Below are 19,323 nucleotides of genomic sequence, written 5' to 3'. Positions count from 1 at the left end.
GGAATCATTTTGTATCCAGTAACCGGGGGCATGTGGGCATGAACAAGCAGGAATTGATCGGATCGGTGGCGGACACGTCCGGCCTGAGCAAGGGCGACGCGAGCAAGGCGGTCGAGGCCGTATTCGATGCGATCTCCGCATCGCTCAAGAAGGGCGACGAAGTGCGCCTGGTCGGCTTCGGCACCTTTTCGGTGAGCAAGCGCAAGGCGTCCACCGGGCGCAACCCGCGCACCGGCGAGCCGATGACGATCAAGGCATCGACCCAGCCCAAGTTCAAGGCCGGCAAGGGTCTGAAGGACGCGGTGAACTGATCGACCCGATGTGCATGGCGGGGCTGGACAAGTCCCGCCGGCGCGCATTAAGGCGACAATAACAGGGCGGCGGCAACGTCGCCCTGTTCCGTTCCCGGCCCGACATGCTGGCATGTCGGCGACGGACGGAGCAACGGATGGGCGCGTAGCTCAGCGGTAGAGCACACCCTTCACACGGGTGGGGTCACAGGTTCAATCCCTGTCGCGCCCACCATCCGACAAAGCCCGCCGGTCGTAGGACCGGCGGGCTTTTGCGTTTTGGGTTGCCCCACGCCGTTTCGACATCGTTAAATTACGACAATCGTGTTTGGCGCTTCCCCGGCGGAGGCCGGGGCCCAGTCGGGAAGCAGACGTGATCGGGCGCTGCGCGTCGTAACATCCACCTTCGCGACTGGACCCCGGCCTCCGCCGGGGAAGCGATATGGATTGGGGCGAGGGGTGAGTAGTCACACATCCGTAACACCCGTCACAAATCCGTCATCGCGCCGTCATGCCGGAGTCTCCGAATCCGCGTCTTGCCGTCACAGGCCACGCCTAGTCGCGTCATGCAGCCGGCGGGGGGATGATCCGAGTCGCGCTGTCGGGCAGCCAGCCCGCAGGTCAACCCGGCGCAAAGCCGGATCGGAGAATTTCATGTCCAGCTACAAGCGCCTCGGCCTCGTCCTGATGACCAGCTGCGCGGCACTCGCGCTCAACGGGTGCAGCGGCGCCAGCGACGTCGCCTCGCCGGGCGCCGGCTCGGTCGTCATCAACGTTCCGGCACCCGCGCCGTCGCCGACCCCGACGCCCACGCCGTCGCCGACCGCGATCACCGCCGCGCAGTTCGCCGCCGTCACCGCCGTCAACGGCATCTCGATCACCGCCGACGAACAGCTCGCTTTGGTCACCGCCGGCAGCAACAACAATGTCAGCGGCACGAACATGCTGAACGGCGTGTACCCGACCGTCGCGACGTCGCTGACTCCGGCGATGGACCCGTCGACGCTCAACAGCTTCTTCACCAGCACCAATTTCGTCGGCGCGCTGAACGGCCCGACCGACACCGCCTTCCAGGGCTGGACCTGCAACTCCACCTCGGCCGAATTCGGCGGCTCGGGCGCGCGCTGCACCGCGGTGCCGGCGGTCGGCACGGGCGGCTCGACCGCGGTCTGCCCGACCGGCACGATCGACGACGGCCTCGTCGCCACCTTCCGCGCGTGCCGCCTGCCGAGCGTCATCACCGGCACACTCAACCTGCCCAAGATCGCCGGCGTTTTCTACCGCCTGCGCGGCCAAACCGAGGTCGGCACCGACGTCGGCACGACCGGCGCGGATTCGGGTGCGGTGCTCAACATCGAGCCGGGCGTCGTGATCGCCGCCGATTCGACCGAGGCGACCAACGACCTGTTGCTGGTCAATCGCGGAGCGAAGATCAACGCCGTCGGCAACGTCGCCAATCCGATCATCTTCACGTCGCAGCAGAACCTCACCGCCAACGGCGTCAGCGATGCGTCGCAGGGGCAATGGGGCGGCGTGATCTTGCTCGGGCGCGCGCCGGTTTCGGTCTGCGCGACGGGCACCGGCCCGAACAACGCCGCCGGGTCCAGCGCGACCTGCCAGCTGGCGATCGAGGGCGTCACGGGCCGCTTCTATGGCGGGCCGACCGCCGCCGACAGCAGCGGCGCGTTTCAATATGTGCAGATCCGCTACAGCGGCATCGCGATCAGCGACGGCAACGAGTTGCAGGGCCTGACGCTCGGCGGCACCGGTTCGGGCACCGCGATCGATCACGTCCAGAGCCACAATTCGGCCGACGACGGGATCGAGATATTCGGCGGCACGACCAACATCAAATATATCGCGATCACCGGCGCGGATGACGACGGCTTCGATATCGACAACGGGTATCGCGGCTACATCCAGTTCATGATCGCCGCGCAGCGTCTGCTCGGCGCGACCGCCGACTCGTTCTCGACCGAGATCGACTCGAACAATGCCGAGGATCTGCTGCCGCGCACGTTCGGCCGCTATGCCAATTTCACCTTCGTCCAGACGGCACTCGCGCCGGCCGCGATCCGCCTGCGCGGCGGCGCGGACATGACCTTCGTCAACGGCGTGGTGAAGACGCCAGCCACCGTCGCGTGCGTGAACATCATCGCCGGCGAACAGACCGCCGGTGGCCGCAGCACGGTCCGTCCCGCCGATGCCGCGCTGCAGGATGTCGGGCCGCCGGTGTTCAACTCGGTCTATTTCAGCTGCCAGGGCCGCTGAGCGGGTACGCCCGACCGACGGGCAGAGATGCCGGGGTGGCCGCCGAGCGCCGCCCCGGCATTCGCCGAACACTCTACATGACGATCGATTCAGGGATTCAGGCCATGCAGAGCCGCCGCGCATTCCATCAGAAAAACCACAACCCCGTTCGTGCCGAGCTTGTCGAAGGACTGCCCTTTCTTCGTGCGATGAGCATCCGGCACGAAGAAAGTCAGCCCTTCGACAGGCTCAGGGCGAACGGGTGGCGCGCGGCGCTCCTGCTCACGACCGTTCTGATCGCACCCGCCGCGCTGGCGCAGAACGTGCCGGCGGCCTCGGCCCCGCCGCCACCTGCCCAAGCCGCGCCGGCCGAAGCACCCGTGGCGGACCGGAATGGCGATCCGCAGCAGCAGGTCGAGGTCTCCAGCCCCGGCTACGACGCCGAGGCTGCGCAAGAGATCGTCGTCGTCGGCCGCAACATTCCCAACGTCGTCCGCGCCACGCCGCAGGTGATCTCGGTCCTGTCCGGCGCGGATATCGCGCGCACGGGCGAGGGCGACATCGCCGGCGCCCTGTCGCGCGTCACCGGGCTCAGCGTCGTGGGCAACGGCTTCGTCTATGTGCGCGGTCTCGGCGATCGCTATTCCTCGTCGATGCTCAACGGCTCGCCCTTGCCGAGCCCGGAGCCGCTGCGCCGCTCGGTGCCGCTCGACATCTTCCCGACCAGCATCGTCGGATCGGCGCTGGTGCAGAAGACCTATTCGGTGAACTATCCCGGCGAATTCGGCGGCGGCGTCATCAACCTGACGACCAAGGCGATTCCGGCCAAGAATTTCATCTCCGCCGGTGCCTCGATCTCGGCCGATACGGTGACGACGGGGGGCCTCGGCTACACCTATCGCGGCAGCAAGAGCGACTGGACCGGCTATGACAGCGGCGTGCGCAAGGTGCCCGATTTCATCAGCAACGCCGCCTCCGGCACCGGCATCATCACCAGCGATCAGGTCGCTCAGCTCAACAATGCCCAGACGACGTTGCTCCAGCGCAACACGAACCTGCCGGCCAACTGGTCGGGCGAATTGAGCGGCGGCGCGGTATTCGATCTGGGTGGCGACCGGCTCGGCCTCATCGCGTCGGTCAGCGCCAGCAACACGTTCCGCACGCGCGAGACGATGCAGCAGGACAGCGTCTCGGCCGACGGCACGCTGCGCAACGATTATCGCACGCTGCTGACCGACAACCGCATCGTCGCCAACGCGCTGCTCGGCATGGGCTATGAATTCGGGCCGAACACGATCCGCGCGACCGGCGTCTATATCCACGACACGCTGAAGCAGGGGCGTGGCTCGGCGGCGATCCTCTACAACAATGCCAGTGGCTTGCGTTTCCAGCAGAATACCAACTGGTTCGAACGCCAGTTGATGGAGGGGCAATTGGTCGGCGAATTGAAGCTGACCGACGCGTTGAAGCTCGACGTGCGCGGCGCCTATGCCAATTCGAAGCGCAACGCGCCGTACGAGCGTCAGTTCGACTATCTCTGCGCGCCCGCGACGACCAACGGCCTGCCGATCACCGTGACGCTGCCCAATGAGACGGTCGGCGGATTCCAGTGCAACGGCGCGTATCAGGTGACGCAGCGTTTCTCGCCCTTCGCCTCAATCATCTTCAGTCGCCTGAACGAGAATCTCTACAGTGCGCAGGGCGATATGACCTACAAGCTGGATGTCGGGCGGCCGATCACGCTGTCGAGCGGCTATTATTTCTCCGATACCAGCCGCACATCGACTCGCTTGCAATTCAACTACCAGACCGCGAACGGCGGCGGCACCGCGCCGGGCTTCCCGTACAATCTGCTGCGCCCGGATTACCTGCTGTCGCTCGATTCGATCGCGATCAACCAGATCCAGTTGCAGTTCAGCACGCCGCTCGGGGCCTATGCCTATGATGCCAAGCTACGCATCCATGCCGGTTACGGCCAGGCCGAGGCGGAACTGCTCGACGGCGTGCGCGCCACGATCGGCGTACGCTACGAGACGGCGGACGAGCGCGTGACGCCGATCGGCACGGCGACGACGCGACTGAACAACGATTATTTCCTGCCCGCGCTGACCGCGACGTGGAATTTCGCGCGCGACATGCAGTTGCGCGCGAGCGGGTCGAAGACGATCTCCCGCCCACAATTCCGCGAACTCGCCCCGCAGCAGTTCCGCGACCCGGAATCGGACCGGCTGTTCTTCGGCAACCCGCGCCTCGTCGATTCGGAACTGTACAATTTCGAGGCGCGCTACGAATGGTTCTTCGCGCGCGATCAGCGCTTCACGCTCGGCGGTTTCTATAAGAACATCAAGAATCCGGTCGAACAGGTCGGCTTCTACACCGGCGCTGACGATCGCCTGCAGACCGGCTTCACCAACCTGCCCAAGGCCAAGCTGTACGGCGGCGAGATCGAGGTGCAGAAATACTTCCCGCTCGATTTCCTCGACAGCGATTTCTTCTCGACGCGCCGGGCGCTGGTGATCGCCAACTACACCTATTCGAAATCGTCGATCACCGCCGATGCGCAATGCGCGCCCAACGTGCTCGGCCAGACGCTGGGCGGTTGCCAGCCCGGCTTCGGCCCGGCCGGCCTGCAATTCCGCGACGGCGCGCCGCTCACCGGCCAGTCGGATCATCTCGTCAATCTGCAACTCGGCATCGAGGACAAGGCGGCGCTGTCGCAGGTCACCCTGCTGTTCAACTATGCCAGCGAGCGGGTGACCAATCGCGGGCCGTCGAACCTCAGCGGCGTCGGGTTCCAGCCGGATGTGATCGAACGCCCCGGCATCCGGGTCGATCTCGTCGCGCGGCAGGGGATCAAGGTCGTCGGCGGGCAGTGGGAGTTGAAGCTGGAGGCGCGCAACCTGACCGGCACGCGCTACGTGGAGGGCCAGACGTTCGAGAATGGCAACCAGGTGTTCACCAACCGCTACAAGCAGGGCCGGATCTTTTCGGTCGGGCTGAGCACGACGTTCTGAGTGGCGGGGGAGGGGCTGACGTCTTCTCCCACGCCTCCGTCATCCTGAACTCATTTCAGGATCCAGGCGCGGTCAGCGGCCAAAAAAGGCTCGGTCCATGAGGTTTCCGACCGCGCCTGAATGCTGAAACACGTTCAGCATGACGGCGGGATATGGACTATGGCGGTGCGGCGCGGTCTCAGAACCCCCAGGGCCGTTCGCGAAACCATTTGGTAATCACGTACTTCACCCCGGCGCGCACCTTCATACCCTGATGGATCGTCGCCGGATTGGGTGTCCCGTCGGCGCGCAGGTTGTTCCACGCCAGCAGCTTGCCCATTTCCGGCGGCACGATCTTGTCGATCGTCTTGAACCGAGTCGCGCCGCCGGCCGCCGGATCGTTGAGATAGATCATTACCGTCCAGGTCCGCTGGCCGGCGACGCTGCAATATTTCGCGAAGTCCGCGCCCTGCGGTTCGAAATAGTCGGTATGCCCCTTGAATTCCTGCCCTACGGCATAACGCTGGCCCTGCATCGGTTCGCCATGCGCGGCATCGAGACCGGTAAAGGCCATGATGCGCCGCTCGACCTCGATCACGGTGGGATCCGCCGGATTCAGGTCGCACGTCTCGCTGGTGCGGAACGCCGCGTCGCCATTGGGATCGGAGATCGTCGAGGGCCGGCGCTGCGCCTCGATCAGCGCCACGATGCCCGCGCACAGCTCCGGCTCCAGAAACCTCTTGCGCAGGAACAGGGTCAGTTTCGGGCTGGGCACGCGCTGCACGCCCGGCTGCGCACGCAGATGCGCGATCATCAGGTCGGACGGGTGGCCGCAGCCGAACAAAGCCATGCCGATGCGAATGCCAAAGACGCGGCGGATTCGCCAGCCCGATCAATCGCATCGATCCGGTCACAACCAGTTCACAACCATGACATCCGACTGTAACACAGGCCACCTAGCAGAGCGGAACTTCCGGGGAATTCCAATGCGCCTCGAACTCGACGCCCGCGCGCGACGCCTGCTCCGGCGGCTGCCGCGCACCAACCTCTATTCGGCGCTCGAGCTGGTGTTGCTCGCCGTGCTGGCGGTGCAATGCGCGCGGCTGGTGTGGACGATTGTCACGCCGGTGACGCCGCTCGGCCATTGGCGCCCGAACCAGCCCGGCGTCGCGGGATCGCCGAGCGACATCCTGCGCGGGTTCGATCCGTTCTTCCGCCTCAGCGCGGGCGACCCCAAGCCGTCGGTCGTCACCTCGCTGCAGCTCACCCTGTATGGCACGCGGATCGACGACGCGACCGGCGGCGGATCGGCGATCGTCGCCGGGCCGGACGGGGTGCAGACGAGCGTCGCGGTCGGCGAGGAGATCAGCCCGGGCGTGAAGCTGAAATCGGTCGCGTTCGATCACGTCACCGTCTCGCGCGGCGGCACGGACGAGGATCTGTTCCTCGACCAGTCTGGGGCGGTCACGCCCGTCGCGCCGCCCGCCGGCGGCCCGCCGGCCATGTCGCTCGCCGGCCCGCCGCCACCCGGCGGCAACGGCATCAAGCTCGCCCAGATCCAGAGCGATATCGGCTTCATCCCGCGCGTCGATGCCGGGCGGGTCAGCGGCCTCGTCGTGCGCTCGCAGGGGTCGGGCGCGGCATTCCGCCAGGCCGGTCTGCGTGTTGGCGACATCGTCACCGCGATCGGCGGACGCCCGGTGACCGGGCAAGGCGATATCGAACGGCTCGCCGCGCAATATGGCAATGGCGGCACGCTGTCGCTGACGGTAGAGCGCGGTACCGACACCCTTCCTCTTGCGATCACGATAGCGGGCCAATGAAAAAACCGATTCTAGTTGCCGCGCTCGCGCTCGCGCTGGCGACCCCCGCATGGGCGCAAACCACGCTGAACGTGCGCGATGCCGACATCCGGGCCTTCATCGCCGATGCCGCCAAGGTCACCGGGCGCACCTTCATCATCGACAGCCGCGTGGCCGGCAAGGTCACGGTGGTGACCGATCATCCGCTTAGCCGGTCCGAATATTTCGAGATCTTCCTTTCCACGCTGCGCGCCAACGGCCTGGTCGCGGTGCCTGCGGCGGGGGGCGCGTTCCGCGTCCAGCCGATCGACAATGCCGCCAGCCAGCCGAGCCGGGTCGGATCGAGCGGCGCGAACCGCAACAGTCTGGTCACCGAGATCGTGCGGCTGCGCTCGGTCGATGCGCAATCGGCGGTGGAGACGGTGCGGTCGCTGGTCAGCGCGCAGGGCTCGGTCAGTGCCAATCGCGGCGGCAACAGCCTGGTCGTGGTCGATTTCGCCGACAATGTCCGCCGCGTGCGCGAAGTGCTGCGCCGGATCGACACCGATACCGCCGCCACGCGCGTGATCGCGCTCAAGAATGCCGGCGCGCGCGAGATCGCCACCGCGCTGACGGCGCTCACCGCCGGCCAGCAGGGCGGGCAGGGCACGGCGACCACCGGCGGGGTCAGCGTCGTCGCGATCACCAGTTCCAATTCGATCGCGCTGCGCGGCGATGCCGCCGCGGTCGCCCGCCTCGCCGCGGTGGCGCAGGATCTCGACGCGCGTGCCAAGAACGGCACCGAGATCAAGGTGCAGTTCCTCGAGAATGCCGATGCAGAGCAATTGCTGCCGGTGCTGCAACAGCTCGTCGGCCAGACGCCGACCCAGCCGACGACCAGCGGCAACACGCTGTCGCGCTCCAATTTCGGCGGCACCAACGCCAATAGTTCCAACAATCAGAACAGTTTCAGCCAGCCGCAGGTGCAACAGCCGGCCGCGCAGGTGTCGAGCGGCGGCACGCCCGGGCAGGCCGCGATCGTCGCGGAAGGCGGGCGCACTGCGTCCGTCGTCACGCGCTTCGCCGGCGCGAACGCGATCGTCATCGCCGCGCCGGCCGAGGTGCAACGGCAATTGTCGGAAGTGATCCGCCAGCTCGATACGCGGCGCGAACAGGTGTTGGTCGAGGCGATCGTGGCGGAAGTGTCCGATGCCACCGCCAGCAAGCTCGGCGTGCAATTCCTCGCCGCCAGCCTGGACGGCGGGGTGCTGGCATCGACCAGCTATTCGAATTCCGCGCCGAACCTGCTGACCATCGCCGGCGCGATCGGCGCGCAGCAGCTCAACACCACGACCACGACGATCAACGGCAGCACCGTCACCACCAGCACCAACAGCACCGTCAGCGATTCGCTGACCACGGCGGCGATCAATTCGCTGCTGGGGACCACCGGCGGGATCGGCGGCTTCGGCACGCAGATCGGCAGCACGGTGTTCGGCGCGATCATCAATGCGCTGAAGAGCGATACGACCTCGAACCTGCTGCAGGCCCCGAGCCTGACGACGCTCGACAATCAGGAGGCGCGTATCCTCGTCGGGCAGGAGATCCCGATCACCACGGGGCAGGCGCTCAGCACCAATTTCGACAACGCCTTCCGCACCGTGCAGCGCGAGAATGTCGGCATCCAGCTGGAGGTGAAGCCGCAGGTCAATTCGTCCGGCGCAATCAAATTGTTCCTGCACCAGCAGGTCAGCAGCATCGCGGGCCCGGTCAGCGGCGACAATAGCGACCTGATCCTCAACAAGCGCGAGGTGGAGACGACGCTGACCGTGGACGACGGGCAGATCGCGGTGATCGGCGGGCTGCTGAGCGACGACGAGCGCCGCACGATCGAGAAGATCCCGCTGCTCGGCGACATCCCGGCGATCGGGCAATTGTTCCGCTCCAAGGCGAAGCAGCGGACCAAGACCAATCTGATGATCTTCATCCGCCCGACGATCCTGCGCACGCCGGAGGACCAGCGCCGCGTGACCGAGCAGCGCTACGGCTATCTGCGCCTGCAACAGGCCGGACAGAACCCGGATGCCGAGCCGAGCATCGACCAGCTGGTCCGCGACTATCTCGGCGCCGCCGCGCCGCTGCCGCCGGCCGGCCGGGACGGCAGCATCGAGGATCCGCGCGTCGCGGTGCCGATCCAGCGCCAGTCCACCCGCATCATCCGGCGGAAAGGCGAGTGATGCAGATCCGCGCAGGCCAGGAGAGCGACAAGTCCCCCTCCCGCTTGCGGGAGAGGTTGGGGGAGGGCCTGTCGTTGGAAAGCGCTTCCCTCGAAACGACCCCTCCCCCGACCCCTCCCGCAAGCGCGAGGGGGGACGTCATGGAAATGCTCGCCATCCCCTATGCCTTCGCCCGCCGCTTCGGCGTCGTGCTGCAACCCGGCGACGGCACGCACACCGCGATCGCGATGCGCGAAGGCTCCGATCCGAAGGTGCTGCTCGAGCTGCGCCGCCATCTGGCGCGCCCTTTCGACGTCGAGTTCGTCGCGGCCGATGCGTTCGATCGTCTGCTCTCCGATCGGTACGCGATGGACGGTCAGGCCGCCGCCGTCGCCGCCGGCACGCTCGGTCTCGGCGACGAACTCGATCTGCTTGCCGGCGACATGCCCACCGCCGACGATCTGCTCGACACCGCCGACGACGCGCCGGCGATCCGCCTGATCAACGGCATCATCGCCGACGCCGCGCGCAATGGCGTGTCGGACATCCACGTCGAGCCCTACGAAACCGGGCTGGTCGTGCGCATGCGCATCGACGGCGTGCTGCGCGAGACGCTGCGCATGCCGCCGCACGTCGCGCCGGTCGTGGTCAGCCGCATCAAGGTCATGGCCCGGCTCGACATCGCCGAGCGCCGCGTGCCGCAGGACGGGCGCATCGGCCTGACGCTCGGCGGGAAGCTGCTCGACGTCCGTGTCTCGACCCTGCCCAGCCGGGCGGGCGAGCGGGTCGTGCTGCGCATCCTCGACAAGGACAATGCCGGCATCGATATGGACGTGCTCGGCATGTCGCCGGCGATCAACACGATGTTGAAGGGCGCGCTCAGCGAACCCAACGGCATCGTGCTGGTCACCGGCCCGACCGGTTCGGGCAAGACGACGACGCTCTATGCCGCGCTGCGCCTGCTCAACGACGGCAGCAGCAATATCCTGACGGTCGAGGATCCGGTCGAATATGCGATGGACGGTGTCGGCCAGACCCAGGTCAATGCGAAGGTCGGTTTGACCTTCGCCGCCGGACTGCGCGCGATCCTGCGTCAGGATCCGGACGTGGTGATGGTCGGCGAGATCCGCGACCGGGAGACCGCCGAGATCGCGGTGCAGGCCTCGCTCACCGGCCATCTCGTCCTCTCCACGGTGCACACCAACGACGCGGTCGGCGCGATCACGCGCATGCGCGACATGAAGATCGAACCGTTCCTGCTCGCCTCCACGCTGCGCGCGGTGATCGCGCAGCGGCTGGTGCGCAAATTGTGCGGCCATTGCCGCCGCCCGGTCCAGGCGACCGGCTCGGTCTCCGCGTTGCTCGGCTTCGATCCCGGCACGGTGGTGTACGAAGCCGTTGGATGCGAGCAATGCGCGCAGACCGGCTTCAAGGGCCGCATCGGCGTGTTCGAGGCGATCCGCATCGACGACACGATCCGCCGCCTGATCAACGATGGCGGCGACGAGGCGATCATCGCGCGGCACGCCTTCCTGCACGCGCCGAACCTCGGATCGGCGGCGCGGCAGTTGGTGCGCGACGGGCTGACCACGCCGGAGGAGGCGGTGCGGGTCTCGCGGCGGGACATGGCGGATATCGAGGCACCGCCGATCACGGCACCTTTGGTCGTGGGCGAGGCTGGTGCTTAAGGCTCCCCTCCCTGGAAGGGAGGGGCTGGGGGTGGGTCGGCCTGAGGCTGGCCCGGTCCTCTCCCCATACCGACCCACCCCCGACCCCTCCCTTCCAGGGAGGGGAGCAGGCGGTAATGGCTGACTTCGACTATCTCGTCATCGATACCGCCGGGCGCGAGCAGCGCGGGCATATCGCCGCCGATACGATCGACGCCGCGCGGATCGCGCTGGATCGGCGCAACATGTATGTCGTGCGGATCGAGCCCAGCTCCGGCGCCCCGCCGCGCGCCAAGCCGCTCGTCACCGGCTTCACGCTGACGCGGCGCAGGATGAGCGTGAAGCAGCTGACGCTGTTCACCCGCCAGCTCGCGACGCTCAACCAGGTGTCGCCACTCGAGGAATCGCTCCGCACCATCACCCGCCAGACCGAGCAGGAGAGCGTGCGCGACATCGTCGCCACCGTGCATGCCGGGGTGATGGAGGGCCGCCGCCTCGCCGAGGCGATGGGCCGCGAACCGAAAAGCTTCCCGCCGCTGTATCGCGCGATGGTCTCGGCCGGCGAGCGCTCGGGTTCGCTGCCGGTGATCCTCGATCGCCTGTCGCTGCTGCTGGAACGGCAGGCGGAGATCAACGGCAAGATCGTCACGACCTTGGCCTATCCCGCGATCCTGTCGGTCGTCGCGATCGGTGTCGTAACCTCGCTGATGGTGTTCGTCGTGCCGCAGGTGGTCGAGCAGTTCGATACGGTCGGGCAGCAATTGCCACTGCTCACGCGCATCGTAATCGGCCTGTCAAGTTTCCTTGTCAATTACTGGTGGATACTGCTGTTGGGCGTAACCTTCGCCACCTTCGGCGCCTGGCAGGCGCTGAAACAGCCGTCGATCCGCCTGTCGTTCGACGCGTGGATCCTGCGCGTGCCGATGATCGGCCGATTGATCCGCGATCTTCACGCCGCGCGCATGGCCCGCACGCTCGCGACGATGGTCGCCAGCCGGCTGCCGCTGCTCGAAGGGCTGACGCTCACCGCCGGCACGATCCACAATCGCCGCCTGCGCGCGGCCTCGGACGAGATCGTCGACGCGATCCGCGGCGGCGGCTCGCTGTCGGCGGCGATGCGCCGCAGCGGCGTCTTTCCGCCTTTGCTCACGTACCTGACGGCGAGCGGCGAGGCGGCGGGACGGCTGGACGAGATGCTCGAACGCGCGGCCGAATATCTCGAACGCGAATTCGATCGCTTCACCGCGACCGCTTTGTCGCTGCTCGAACCGGCGATCATCGTCGTGATGGGCGGCATCGTCGCGACGATCGTGCTGTCGATCCTGCTGCCGATCTTGCAGCTCAACACCCTTGCCGGCCAATGAGGTTTGTCATGATTACCCCCGCCCCGAAACCGATCCTTGAGCGCCGCGAAGAGTCCGGCTTCACGCCCCTGCGGCGTTCCGCCGAACACGGCTTCACGCCCCTGCGGCGTTCCGCCGAACACGGCTTCACGCTCGTGGAACTGATGGTCGTGATCGTGATCCTCGGCCTGCTCGCGACGATCGTCGCGATCAACGTCATTCCGCAGGGCGAGAAGGCCAAGACGGTGCGTGCGAAATCGGACATCGCCACGATCGAGGGCGCGCTCGACATGTACAAGCTGCAGAACGATACCTATCCGACGACGTCTCAGGGCCTCGAAGCGCTCGTCACCGCGCCGGCCGGCTCCGACGCGAGCAAGTACCAGCGCGGCGGCTATATCAAGAAACTGCCGGTCGATCCGTGGAATCGGCCGTATCTCTACGCCTCGCCCGGCACGCACGGCGCAATGGACATCTGGACCTATGGCGCCGACGGCAAGGAGGGCGGCGAGGGCGGCGACGCCGACGTCACCAGCTGGCAATGACGTGACGCGCGCCGCCGAACACGACTTCGTGGCTTCTCGGCGTTACGCCGAACACGGCTTCGTAACTTCTCGGCGTTACGCCGAACACGGCTTCACGCTGGTCGAACTGATGGTCGTCATCGCCATCATCGGCGTCGCGTCGGCGGTGGTGGTATGGGCGCTGCCCGATCCGCGTGGGCGGCTGATGGACGAGGCGACGACCTTCGCCGCCCGCGCCCGCGCCGCGCACGACGCCGCGATCGTCGAGGCGCGGCCGGTGAGCCTGTGGGTGTCGCCCGGCGGCTACGGCTTCGACGAGCGTGCTGGCGGGCAGTGGCAGGCGATCGGCGAGAAGCCCCTGCGCGTGGCGCAATGGGGCAAGGGCGTGCGCCCGTCGCTCACGCTGGCGCGCGATCGCGTGACGTTCGATACGACCGGCCTCGCCGATCGCGCGCTCGATCTGCGCCTGACCCGCGACGACGAGAGCGCGACGGTGCGCATCGGCATGGACGGATCGGTGCGCGTCGGTGGCTGACACCAATCAGCCAATTTCCGTTCGTATCGAGCGTTGCCGCGAAACCGCCGCCAATGTCCGGTACCCGTTTCTCGACTACGCTCGAAACGAACGGAAAGGGGAGGGCGGCTTCACGCTGATCGAGATCATGGTCGCGCTCGCCGTGTTCAGTCTCGCTGCGATGGCGTTGATCCGGCTGGAGAGCGCGACGATCCGGGGGGCAGGGGTGCTCGATTCCACATTGGTCGCGCAGATGGTGGCGCGCAACGTCGCGTTCGAGGCGATGACCGATGCGCGTCCGCCCGCTTTGGGGCAAGCGCAGGGGATCGAACGGAATGGCGGCCGGAGCTGGGCCTGGACTCGGGTGACCAAGCCCACTGGCGACGCGCGCATCCTGCGCATCGATGTCGCGGTCGCGGATGCCGAGGGCAATGTGCAGGGCAGGCTGACGGTGGTGCGGCCGCCGACTCCCGAAGCAGCGACGGCGTCGGCGTCATGAACGCGCGCGAGGCCGGCTTCACGCTGATCGAGGTGATGATCTCGCTGCTGATCTTCGGCATGCTGTCCGCCGCCGGGGTCGCGCTGCTCGCGTTCAGCGTGCGCGCGCAGACGGCGACCGGCGCGAAGCTGGACGATGTCTCGGCGATCGCCCGCGTGTCCGCCGCGATGTCGGCCGATTTCGCGCAGGCACGCGATCGCCGGACTCGCAACGAGGCGGGCGACCTGCTGCCCGCCTTCACCGGTGAGGCGGGATCGGGCTCGGCCCCGATGCTGCGACTGGTGCGGGGCGGGTGGAGCAATCTCGATGCCGCGCCCCGTGCCGGCGAGCAGAAGGTCGAATATCGTCTGACCGACGGTAATCTCGAACGCATCGCCTATCCGATGCTGGACGGGGCGGAGGCGCTGCCGCCCGCCGTCCTGCTCGAGAACGTACGGCAGGTGGCGTTGCGCTACCGCATCGACGGTGCGTGGAGCGATCGCTGGCAGGGCACGCCGCGGACGCCGCTGCCGCAACTCGTCGAATTGCGACTGGTGCGCGGCGACGGGCGGGATTTCCGCCAGCTGTTTCCGGTCGGCACCGGCTATCGCCCGACCGTAGCGGGGACCGCCAATGCGGCGCAGTGACGGCCTCGGCGACCGAACCGGTGAAAGAGGTGCGGCGCTGCTCACGGTCCTGCTGCTGGTCGCGGTAATCGCCGTGCTGGCGGCGACCGCGCTGGAAAAGCTGCGGCTGTCCACCCGGCTCGCCGGCAATGCGGCGGCGGGGGAGCAGGCGCGGGCCTATGGTTATGCCGCCGAGACGCTGGCGCTGTCGCGGGTCAACGACCTGCTCGGTCAGGCGGGGCAGCGCGTGACGCTGGCCGGTGGGTGGAGCAACACGCCGTTCCGCCTGCCGGTGCCGAACGGTCTCGCCACCGCGCGCGTGAAGGATGGGGGCAATTGCTTCAACCTCAACGGTCTTGTCACGGAAAGCGCGCCGGGCGTCTATGCCGAGAACGCGCCGGCCCGCATCCAGTTCGCCCGCCTGATGCGTCTGGTCGGCGTGCCGAGCGGAGTCACCGACGGGATCGCCGCCGCGACCGCCGACTGGATCGACACCGACAACGATCCGTTGCCCGGCGGCGCGGAGGATGGTGCCTATACCGGTGCGGCGACGCCGTATCGTACCTCCGGCACGTTGATGACCGATATCAGCGAGCTTCGCGCGGTCAGCGGCGTGACGGCGGACATTTATGCCAAGCTTCGCCCTTGGCTCTGCACGCTGCCGGTGGCAAAGCCTTCGGTGATCAACGTCAACACGCTCATGCCGGAGCAGGCCCCCTTGTTCGCAATGCTGCTGCCCGACACGCTCGGCGTCGACGCCGCACGGCAGATGCTGCTGAAGCGTCCGTCGCAGGGCTTCGAGAGCGTGAGCGCGTTCTGGGCGCTGCCGGCGCAGGGCGCGATCACCGCCGCGCCCGACGCGCAGGCGCAGACCGGCGTGACAACGAAATGGTTCGCGCTTCAGGTCGATGTCGCGGTGGGCAGTGCCGAACTTCAGCAGCAGTCGATCATCGACGCGACCAAGTTGCCCGCGCGGCTCGTGTCGCGCTCTTGGGGCGAACCGTCATGAGCGACACGCTCGTCCTGTTCCTGCCCGGAGAAGATCATCCGTGGCGTTGGCTGCGCATCGCCGATGATGTCGTGGCGGCGCGCGGCGAAGGCTTTCCCGACTGGTACGACCAGGATGGGCCGCCGCCGGTCGCGGTGGTCCCGGCGGGGGCGGTGACGTTGCATTGGGCGGAGCTGCCCGATCGCTCGGCCGCGCAGGCGGTAACGGCGGCGCGGATGCTGGCGGCGGATGCCAGCGCCTCGCCGATCGGCGACCTTCACGTCGCGGTCGGGCGCGAGGGCGACAATGCCGAGCGCCCGATCGGCGTGGTCTCGGCGCGGCAGATGGCCGGGTGGCTGGCGACGCTCGCCGCGAACGGAGTCGATCCGGGCGCGGTGCTGCCCGCGCCGATGCTGCTGCCGCGCCCGGACGAAGGCTTCCTGCGCGCCGAACTCGGCGGCGAGGGCGTGGTGCGCGGCGTCACCAGCGGTTTCGCGGACGAGGCGAGGCTGACCGAACTCGTCACCGGCGGTACGGCACCGACCGTGCTGGGGCGCGAAGACCTGGAGGCGGCGATCGTCGCGGCGGTGGCCAGCCCGGCGCTCGACCTGCGGCAGGGCGCGTTTGCCCGACGGCGGCGGTTCGCGATCGATTGGGCGCTGGTGCGGCGGCTCGGCTGGTTGTCGGCCGCGATCCTCGCCGTCACGCTGTGCATCGTGCTGGTGGACCTCGTGAAGTACAGCTTCGCCGCCGACGCGCTCGAGCAGCGCACCGATCTCCTCGCGCGGCAGGGGCTGCCGCGCGGCGAGACGATCAACGATGCCGATCGCCAGTTGGACGAGCGCCTGTCGCGGCTGCGCGGCGCGGGGCTGGGCTTCACGCGCACCGGCGCGGCTTTGTTCTCGGCGGTGCGTGCGGTGCCGGGGGCGGAGATTTCGACGCTGGCGTTCGATCCCAATGGCGACGTCCGCGCGACGCTGTCGACCGAACGCGAGGGGCAGGCGACCGACGTGCGCCTGCGGGTCGAGGCGCAGGGCTTCACGGCCCGGCTGAGCACGCTCGAAGCCGCCGCCGGACGCGTGAGCGGCCAGATCACGGTGAGTGCGAAATGATCGCCAATCTGAAGACCTGGTTTGATGGCCGGTCGCTACGCGAAAAGCGCCTGCTGCTGGTGATGGCGGCGCTGGCGCTGCTGACGATCGTGTGGGGCGGCATCATTCGCCCCCTTAGCGACGCTTTGTCCTCGAGCCGCGAACGCTTCGCCAGCGCGGTAGTCCGGCTGGGCGACACCGAATCGCGCGTCGGGGCGGTGCAGGCGCTTCAGGCGAACAAGCCGCCCACCTTGTCCGGCCCGCTCGACGCGATCATCCGCGCGCGCGCCGATGCCGCCGGATTCCCGCTCGCCTCCACCAATCCGCTGGCCAACGACCGGGTGCAGATCGCGATCAATTCGGCGCGGCCGGCGGCGCTGCTTGCGTGGATCGCCGATCTGGAAGCGTCGGGCATTCTGGTCGATTCACTGAACGTCACCAACAATGGCGACAAGACCGTCGCGGTGCAGATGACGCTGAAGGTGCGCGGGCTGTGAGGCGGATCCGCCTGACGACCGGGCCGGGCCTGCTGTTCGCCGCCGCCTTCGTCGTCGCGCTGATCGCGTTCCTGCCGATGCGGCTCGTGCTGGGCTGGATCGGGCTTGGCGAGCAGGGGCTCAGCGCGCGGTCGGTGAATGGCAGCGTGTGGTGGGGCACGCTGAGCGAGGCGCGGTTCGGCGAACTGTCGGTCGGGGACCTGGATGCCGGCCTGTCGCCGTTCCAGTTGCTGGTCGGGCGGGCGCGGGTCGGGCTCGACAGCCGGGGTGACGCGCGCGCGCTACACGGCGCGATCGGCGTCAGCCGGCACAGTTACGGGCTGGACGACATGACCGGGGCGCTCTCGGCCGGCACGGTGTTCGCGCCGGTGCCGGTCACGGGAATCGAACTCGACGACGTGTCGGTGCGCTTCCAGGACGGATCGTGTCAGCGCGCCGAGGGTCGGGTGAAGGCATTGCTGTCGGGCGATGTCGGCGGATTGCCGCTGGCGCAGGGCCTCAGCGGCACGGCGAAGTGCGAATCGGGCGCGCTGCTGCTGCCGCTCGCCAGCCAGTCGGGCAACGAGACGGCGGCGATCCGCCTGTGGCCGTCGGGGCGCTTCCGCGCGGAACTGACGGTGCGGCCGGGCGATCCGGCGGACGGCGCGAAACTGATGACGAGCGGGTTCCAGCAGTCGGCCGGAGGGTATACGCTGGCGGTCGAGGGGACGCTTTAGCGATCACGCCTGCCCCAACCCCGTCTGTGCTGAGCTTGTCGAAGCACTGCCCTTCCTTCGCCCGGTTGGACAGAAGGACAGCCCTTCGACAAGCTCAGGGAAGACGGGATGGGGGAGGGGGACGTCCATAAACGCGAATGGCAATCTTGACGCATCCACCCGCCAGCCGCTAGGGGCACCCGCTCTGCGGCGATCGTAGTTCAATTGGTTAGAGCGTCGGCTTGTGATGCCGGATGTTGCGGGTTCAAGTCCCGTCGGTCGCCCCACTTTCTTCCCCGAGAGCATTTCATGACCAGCAGCTGGGGCTTCCCCGATTTCGACGCGCATGAGGGCGTGCACCTGTTCACCGACGCCGCCAGCGGCCTGCAGGCGGTGATCGCGGTGCATTCGACGCATCTTGGACCGGCGGCGGGCGGCGTGCGCTTCTGGCATTATGCCGATAGCGACCGCGCGATCACCGATGCGCTGCGCCTGTCGCGCGGCATGAGCTTCAAGAATGCGATGGCCGGCCTGCCGATGGGCGGCGGCAAGGGCGTCGTGCTGGCGAGCAAGCCGGGCGACACGATCTCGCAAGCGCAGCTCGAGGCATTCGGCCGCGCGGTCGAATCGCTCAACGGCAAGTACGTGACGGCCGAGGATGTCGGCATGTCCGAAGCGAGCATGAAGGTCATCGCCACGCAGACACGCCACGTGTCGGGCCTGCCGGTCGCAGCGGGCAGCGCGGGCGGCGATCCGGGCCCGTATACTGCGTATGGCGTGTATCTCGGCGTGAAAGCGGCAGCGAAGCGTGGCCTCGGGGCTGATTCGATGCAGGGCGTGCATGTCGCGATCCAGGGTGTCGGCAGCGTCGGCGGCGGGCTGGCCAAGCTGCTCGCCAAGGATGGCGCGCGGCTGACGCTGGCGGACGTCAACGCCGGTCGCGCGCAGGCGCTGGCCGACGAGCTCGGGGCGCAGACGGCGGCGGCGGATGCGATTCTGGGCGTCGAGGCCGACGTGGTGAGCCCCAACGCCCTGGGTGCGATCCTGACCGAATCGTCGATCGCCGCGCTGAAGACGAAGGTGATCGCCGGTGGCGCCAACAACCAGCTCGAAAAGCGCGAAGACGGCGCGCGGCTGGCCGAGCGGGGCATTCTGTACGCTCCCGATTACGTGATCAACGCGGGCGGCATCATCAATGTCGGCCTCGAATATCTCGGCCAGGGCGACGAAGCCGAGGTCATGGCGCGGATCGAACGCATCCCGGCCCGTTTGATCGAGGTGTGGGACGAAGCCGACCGCAGCGGCGCACCGAGTTCCGACGTGGCGGACATGCTGGCGCGGCGGCTGATCGGGCGAGGCTGATCAGGGTG

Annotated in this window: 17 protein-coding genes and 2 tRNA genes; 18 read left to right on the top strand and 1 reads right to left on the bottom strand. The window is 67.8% G+C overall.

Going from position 1 to position 19,323, the window contains the following annotated elements:
• The first annotated feature begins 38 nt into the window (after positions 1-38).
• From ASG11_RS17500 to ASG11_RS17485, 4 genes are all read left to right on the top strand, one after another.
• The gene (locus ASG11_RS17500; RefSeq protein WP_055783318.1) at positions 39-311 is read left to right on the top strand and encodes an HU family DNA-binding protein; all 273 of its coding nucleotides are present in this window, start codon (positions 39-41) and stop codon (positions 309-311) included.
• A 139-nt stretch (positions 312-450) separates the two neighbouring features.
• Positions 451-525 (top strand) — tRNA-Val (locus ASG11_RS17495).
• A 419-nt stretch (positions 526-944) separates the two neighbouring features.
• Entirely contained in the window at positions 945-2,561 is a 1,617-nt protein-coding gene (locus ASG11_RS17490; protein ID WP_055783315.1) for a hypothetical protein, read from the top strand.
• 77 nt (positions 2,562-2,638) lie between these two features.
• The gene (locus tag ASG11_RS17485) at positions 2,639-5,554 is read left to right on the top strand and encodes a TonB-dependent receptor domain-containing protein (protein WP_236697582.1); all 2,916 of its coding nucleotides are present in this window, start codon (positions 2,639-2,641) and stop codon (positions 5,552-5,554) included.
• 178 nt (positions 5,555-5,732) lie between these two features.
• On the opposite strand, the gene ASG11_RS17480 is transcribed toward ASG11_RS17485, so the two are convergent.
• The gene (locus ASG11_RS17480; RefSeq protein WP_055783312.1) at positions 5,733-6,383 is read right to left on the bottom strand and encodes a prolyl hydroxylase family protein; all 651 of its coding nucleotides are present in this window, start codon (positions 6,381-6,383) and stop codon (positions 5,733-5,735) included.
• Positions 6,384-6,519: 136 nt separating this feature from the next.
• Here ASG11_RS17480 and ASG11_RS17475 point away from each other — a divergent pair, with 136 nt between their 5' ends.
• From ASG11_RS17475 to ASG11_RS17410, 14 genes are all read left to right on the top strand, one after another.
• Positions 6,520-7,356, top strand: coding sequence for a type II secretion system protein N (locus ASG11_RS17475; protein ID WP_055783308.1), 837 nt, complete (start codon positions 6,520-6,522; stop codon positions 7,354-7,356).
• Positions 7,353-9,551, top strand: a complete 2,199-nt coding sequence (gene gspD, locus ASG11_RS17470; RefSeq protein WP_055783305.1) for a type II secretion system secretin GspD — start codon at positions 7,353-7,355, stop codon at positions 9,549-9,551. Before ASG11_RS17475 ends, gspD begins: the two co-directional genes overlap by 4 nt.
• Positions 9,552-9,691: 140 nt before the next feature.
• Positions 9,692-11,218: a GspE/PulE family protein gene (locus tag ASG11_RS17465; RefSeq protein WP_055783301.1), complete on the top strand. Its 1,527-nt coding sequence runs from the start codon at positions 9,692-9,694 to the stop codon at positions 11,216-11,218.
• A gap of 116 nt (positions 11,219-11,334) precedes the next feature.
• Entirely contained in the window at positions 11,335-12,561 is a 1,227-nt protein-coding gene (gene gspF / locus ASG11_RS17460; protein ID WP_055783298.1) for a type II secretion system inner membrane protein GspF, read from the top strand.
• A gap of 8 nt (positions 12,562-12,569) precedes the next feature.
• Positions 12,570-13,085 carry a type II secretion system major pseudopilin GspG gene (gene gspG / locus ASG11_RS17455; RefSeq protein ID WP_082472948.1) on the top strand — a complete coding sequence of 172 codons (516 nt, stop codon included), beginning with the start codon at positions 12,570-12,572 and terminating at the stop codon, positions 13,083-13,085.
• Between the two features lies 1 nt (position 13,086).
• Positions 13,087-13,599 carry a GspH/FimT family pseudopilin gene (locus ASG11_RS17450; RefSeq protein WP_236697581.1) on the top strand — a complete coding sequence of 171 codons (513 nt, stop codon included), beginning with the start codon at positions 13,087-13,089 and terminating at the stop codon, positions 13,597-13,599.
• The gene (gene gspI, locus ASG11_RS17445) at positions 13,592-14,077 is read left to right on the top strand and encodes a type II secretion system minor pseudopilin GspI (RefSeq protein ID WP_269083407.1); all 486 of its coding nucleotides are present in this window, start codon (positions 13,592-13,594) and stop codon (positions 14,075-14,077) included. Before ASG11_RS17450 ends, gspI begins: the two co-directional genes overlap by 8 nt.
• A complete protein-coding gene (gspJ, locus tag ASG11_RS17440; protein WP_055783297.1) occupies positions 14,074-14,703 on the top strand; it encodes a type II secretion system minor pseudopilin GspJ in 630 nt (209 codons plus the stop codon). Before gspI ends, gspJ begins: the two co-directional genes overlap by 4 nt.
• Entirely contained in the window at positions 14,690-15,691 is a 1,002-nt protein-coding gene (gene gspK, locus ASG11_RS17435; protein WP_055783294.1) for a type II secretion system minor pseudopilin GspK, read from the top strand. The genes gspJ and gspK overlap by 14 nt, the downstream gene beginning before the upstream one ends.
• Complete coding sequence (gene gspL / locus ASG11_RS17430; protein ID WP_055783291.1) at positions 15,688-16,782, top strand: type II secretion system protein GspL; 1,095 nt, start codon at positions 15,688-15,690, stop codon at positions 16,780-16,782. Before gspK ends, gspL begins: the two co-directional genes overlap by 4 nt.
• Positions 16,779-17,258, top strand: a complete 480-nt coding sequence (gspM, locus tag ASG11_RS17425) for a type II secretion system protein GspM (RefSeq protein ID WP_055783288.1) — start codon at positions 16,779-16,781, stop codon at positions 17,256-17,258. The genes gspL and gspM overlap by 4 nt, the downstream gene beginning before the upstream one ends.
• Positions 17,255-17,974 (top strand): type II secretion system protein N, encoded by a 720-nt coding sequence (locus ASG11_RS17420; protein WP_055783285.1) that lies wholly within the window; start codon positions 17,255-17,257, stop codon positions 17,972-17,974. Before gspM ends, ASG11_RS17420 begins: the two co-directional genes overlap by 4 nt.
• Positions 17,975-18,163: 189 nt before the next feature.
• Positions 18,164-18,240 (top strand) — tRNA-His (locus ASG11_RS17415).
• Between the two features lie 22 nt (positions 18,241-18,262).
• Positions 18,263-19,315, top strand: a complete 1,053-nt coding sequence (locus ASG11_RS17410) for a Glu/Leu/Phe/Val family dehydrogenase (protein WP_055783282.1) — start codon at positions 18,263-18,265, stop codon at positions 19,313-19,315.
• Positions 19,316-19,323: the final 8 nt, after the last annotated feature.

Origin of the sequence: Sphingomonas sp. Leaf357 (assembly GCF_001423845.1) — a bacterium.
GTDB lineage: Bacteria > Pseudomonadota > Alphaproteobacteria > Sphingomonadales > Sphingomonadaceae > Sphingomonas.
The sequence above is the reverse complement of the archived record's forward strand: the minus strand, read 5'-3'. Positions and strand labels throughout refer to the sequence as shown.

Excerpts from the sequence above, each read along its gene's own strand:
- gspD (WP_055783305.1), top strand. The coding sequence starts at position 7,353 with ATGAAAAAACCGATTCTAGTTGCCGCGCTCGCGCTCGCGCTGGCGACC.
- ASG11_RS17490 (WP_055783315.1), top strand. The coding sequence starts at position 945 with ATGTCCAGCTACAAGCGCCTCGGCCTCGTCCTGATGACCAGCTGCGCG.
- gspJ (WP_055783297.1), top strand. The coding sequence starts at position 14,074 with ATGAACGCGCGCGAGGCCGGCTTCACGCTGATCGAGGTGATGATCTCG.
- ASG11_RS17480 (WP_055783312.1), bottom strand. The coding sequence starts at position 6,383 with ATGGCTTTGTTCGGCTGCGGCCACCCGTCCGACCTGATGATCGCGCAT.
- ASG11_RS17500 (WP_055783318.1), top strand. The coding sequence starts at position 39 with ATGAACAAGCAGGAATTGATCGGATCGGTGGCGGACACGTCCGGCCTG.
- gspG (WP_082472948.1), top strand. The coding sequence starts at position 12,570 with ATGATTACCCCCGCCCCGAAACCGATCCTTGAGCGCCGCGAAGAGTCC.
- gspL (WP_055783291.1), top strand. The coding sequence starts at position 15,688 with ATGAGCGACACGCTCGTCCTGTTCCTGCCCGGAGAAGATCATCCGTGG.
- ASG11_RS17475 (WP_055783308.1), top strand. The coding sequence starts at position 6,520 with ATGCGCCTCGAACTCGACGCCCGCGCGCGACGCCTGCTCCGGCGGCTG.
- gspM (WP_055783288.1), top strand. The coding sequence starts at position 16,779 with ATGATCGCCAATCTGAAGACCTGGTTTGATGGCCGGTCGCTACGCGAA.
- ASG11_RS17485 (WP_236697582.1), top strand. The coding sequence starts at position 2,639 with ATGACGATCGATTCAGGGATTCAGGCCATGCAGAGCCGCCGCGCATTC.
- gspK (WP_055783294.1), top strand. The coding sequence starts at position 14,690 with ATGCGGCGCAGTGACGGCCTCGGCGACCGAACCGGTGAAAGAGGTGCG.
- gspF (WP_055783298.1), top strand. The coding sequence starts at position 11,335 with ATGGCTGACTTCGACTATCTCGTCATCGATACCGCCGGGCGCGAGCAG.
- ASG11_RS17465 (WP_055783301.1), top strand. The coding sequence starts at position 9,692 with ATGGAAATGCTCGCCATCCCCTATGCCTTCGCCCGCCGCTTCGGCGTC.
- ASG11_RS17410 (WP_055783282.1), top strand. The coding sequence starts at position 18,263 with ATGACCAGCAGCTGGGGCTTCCCCGATTTCGACGCGCATGAGGGCGTG.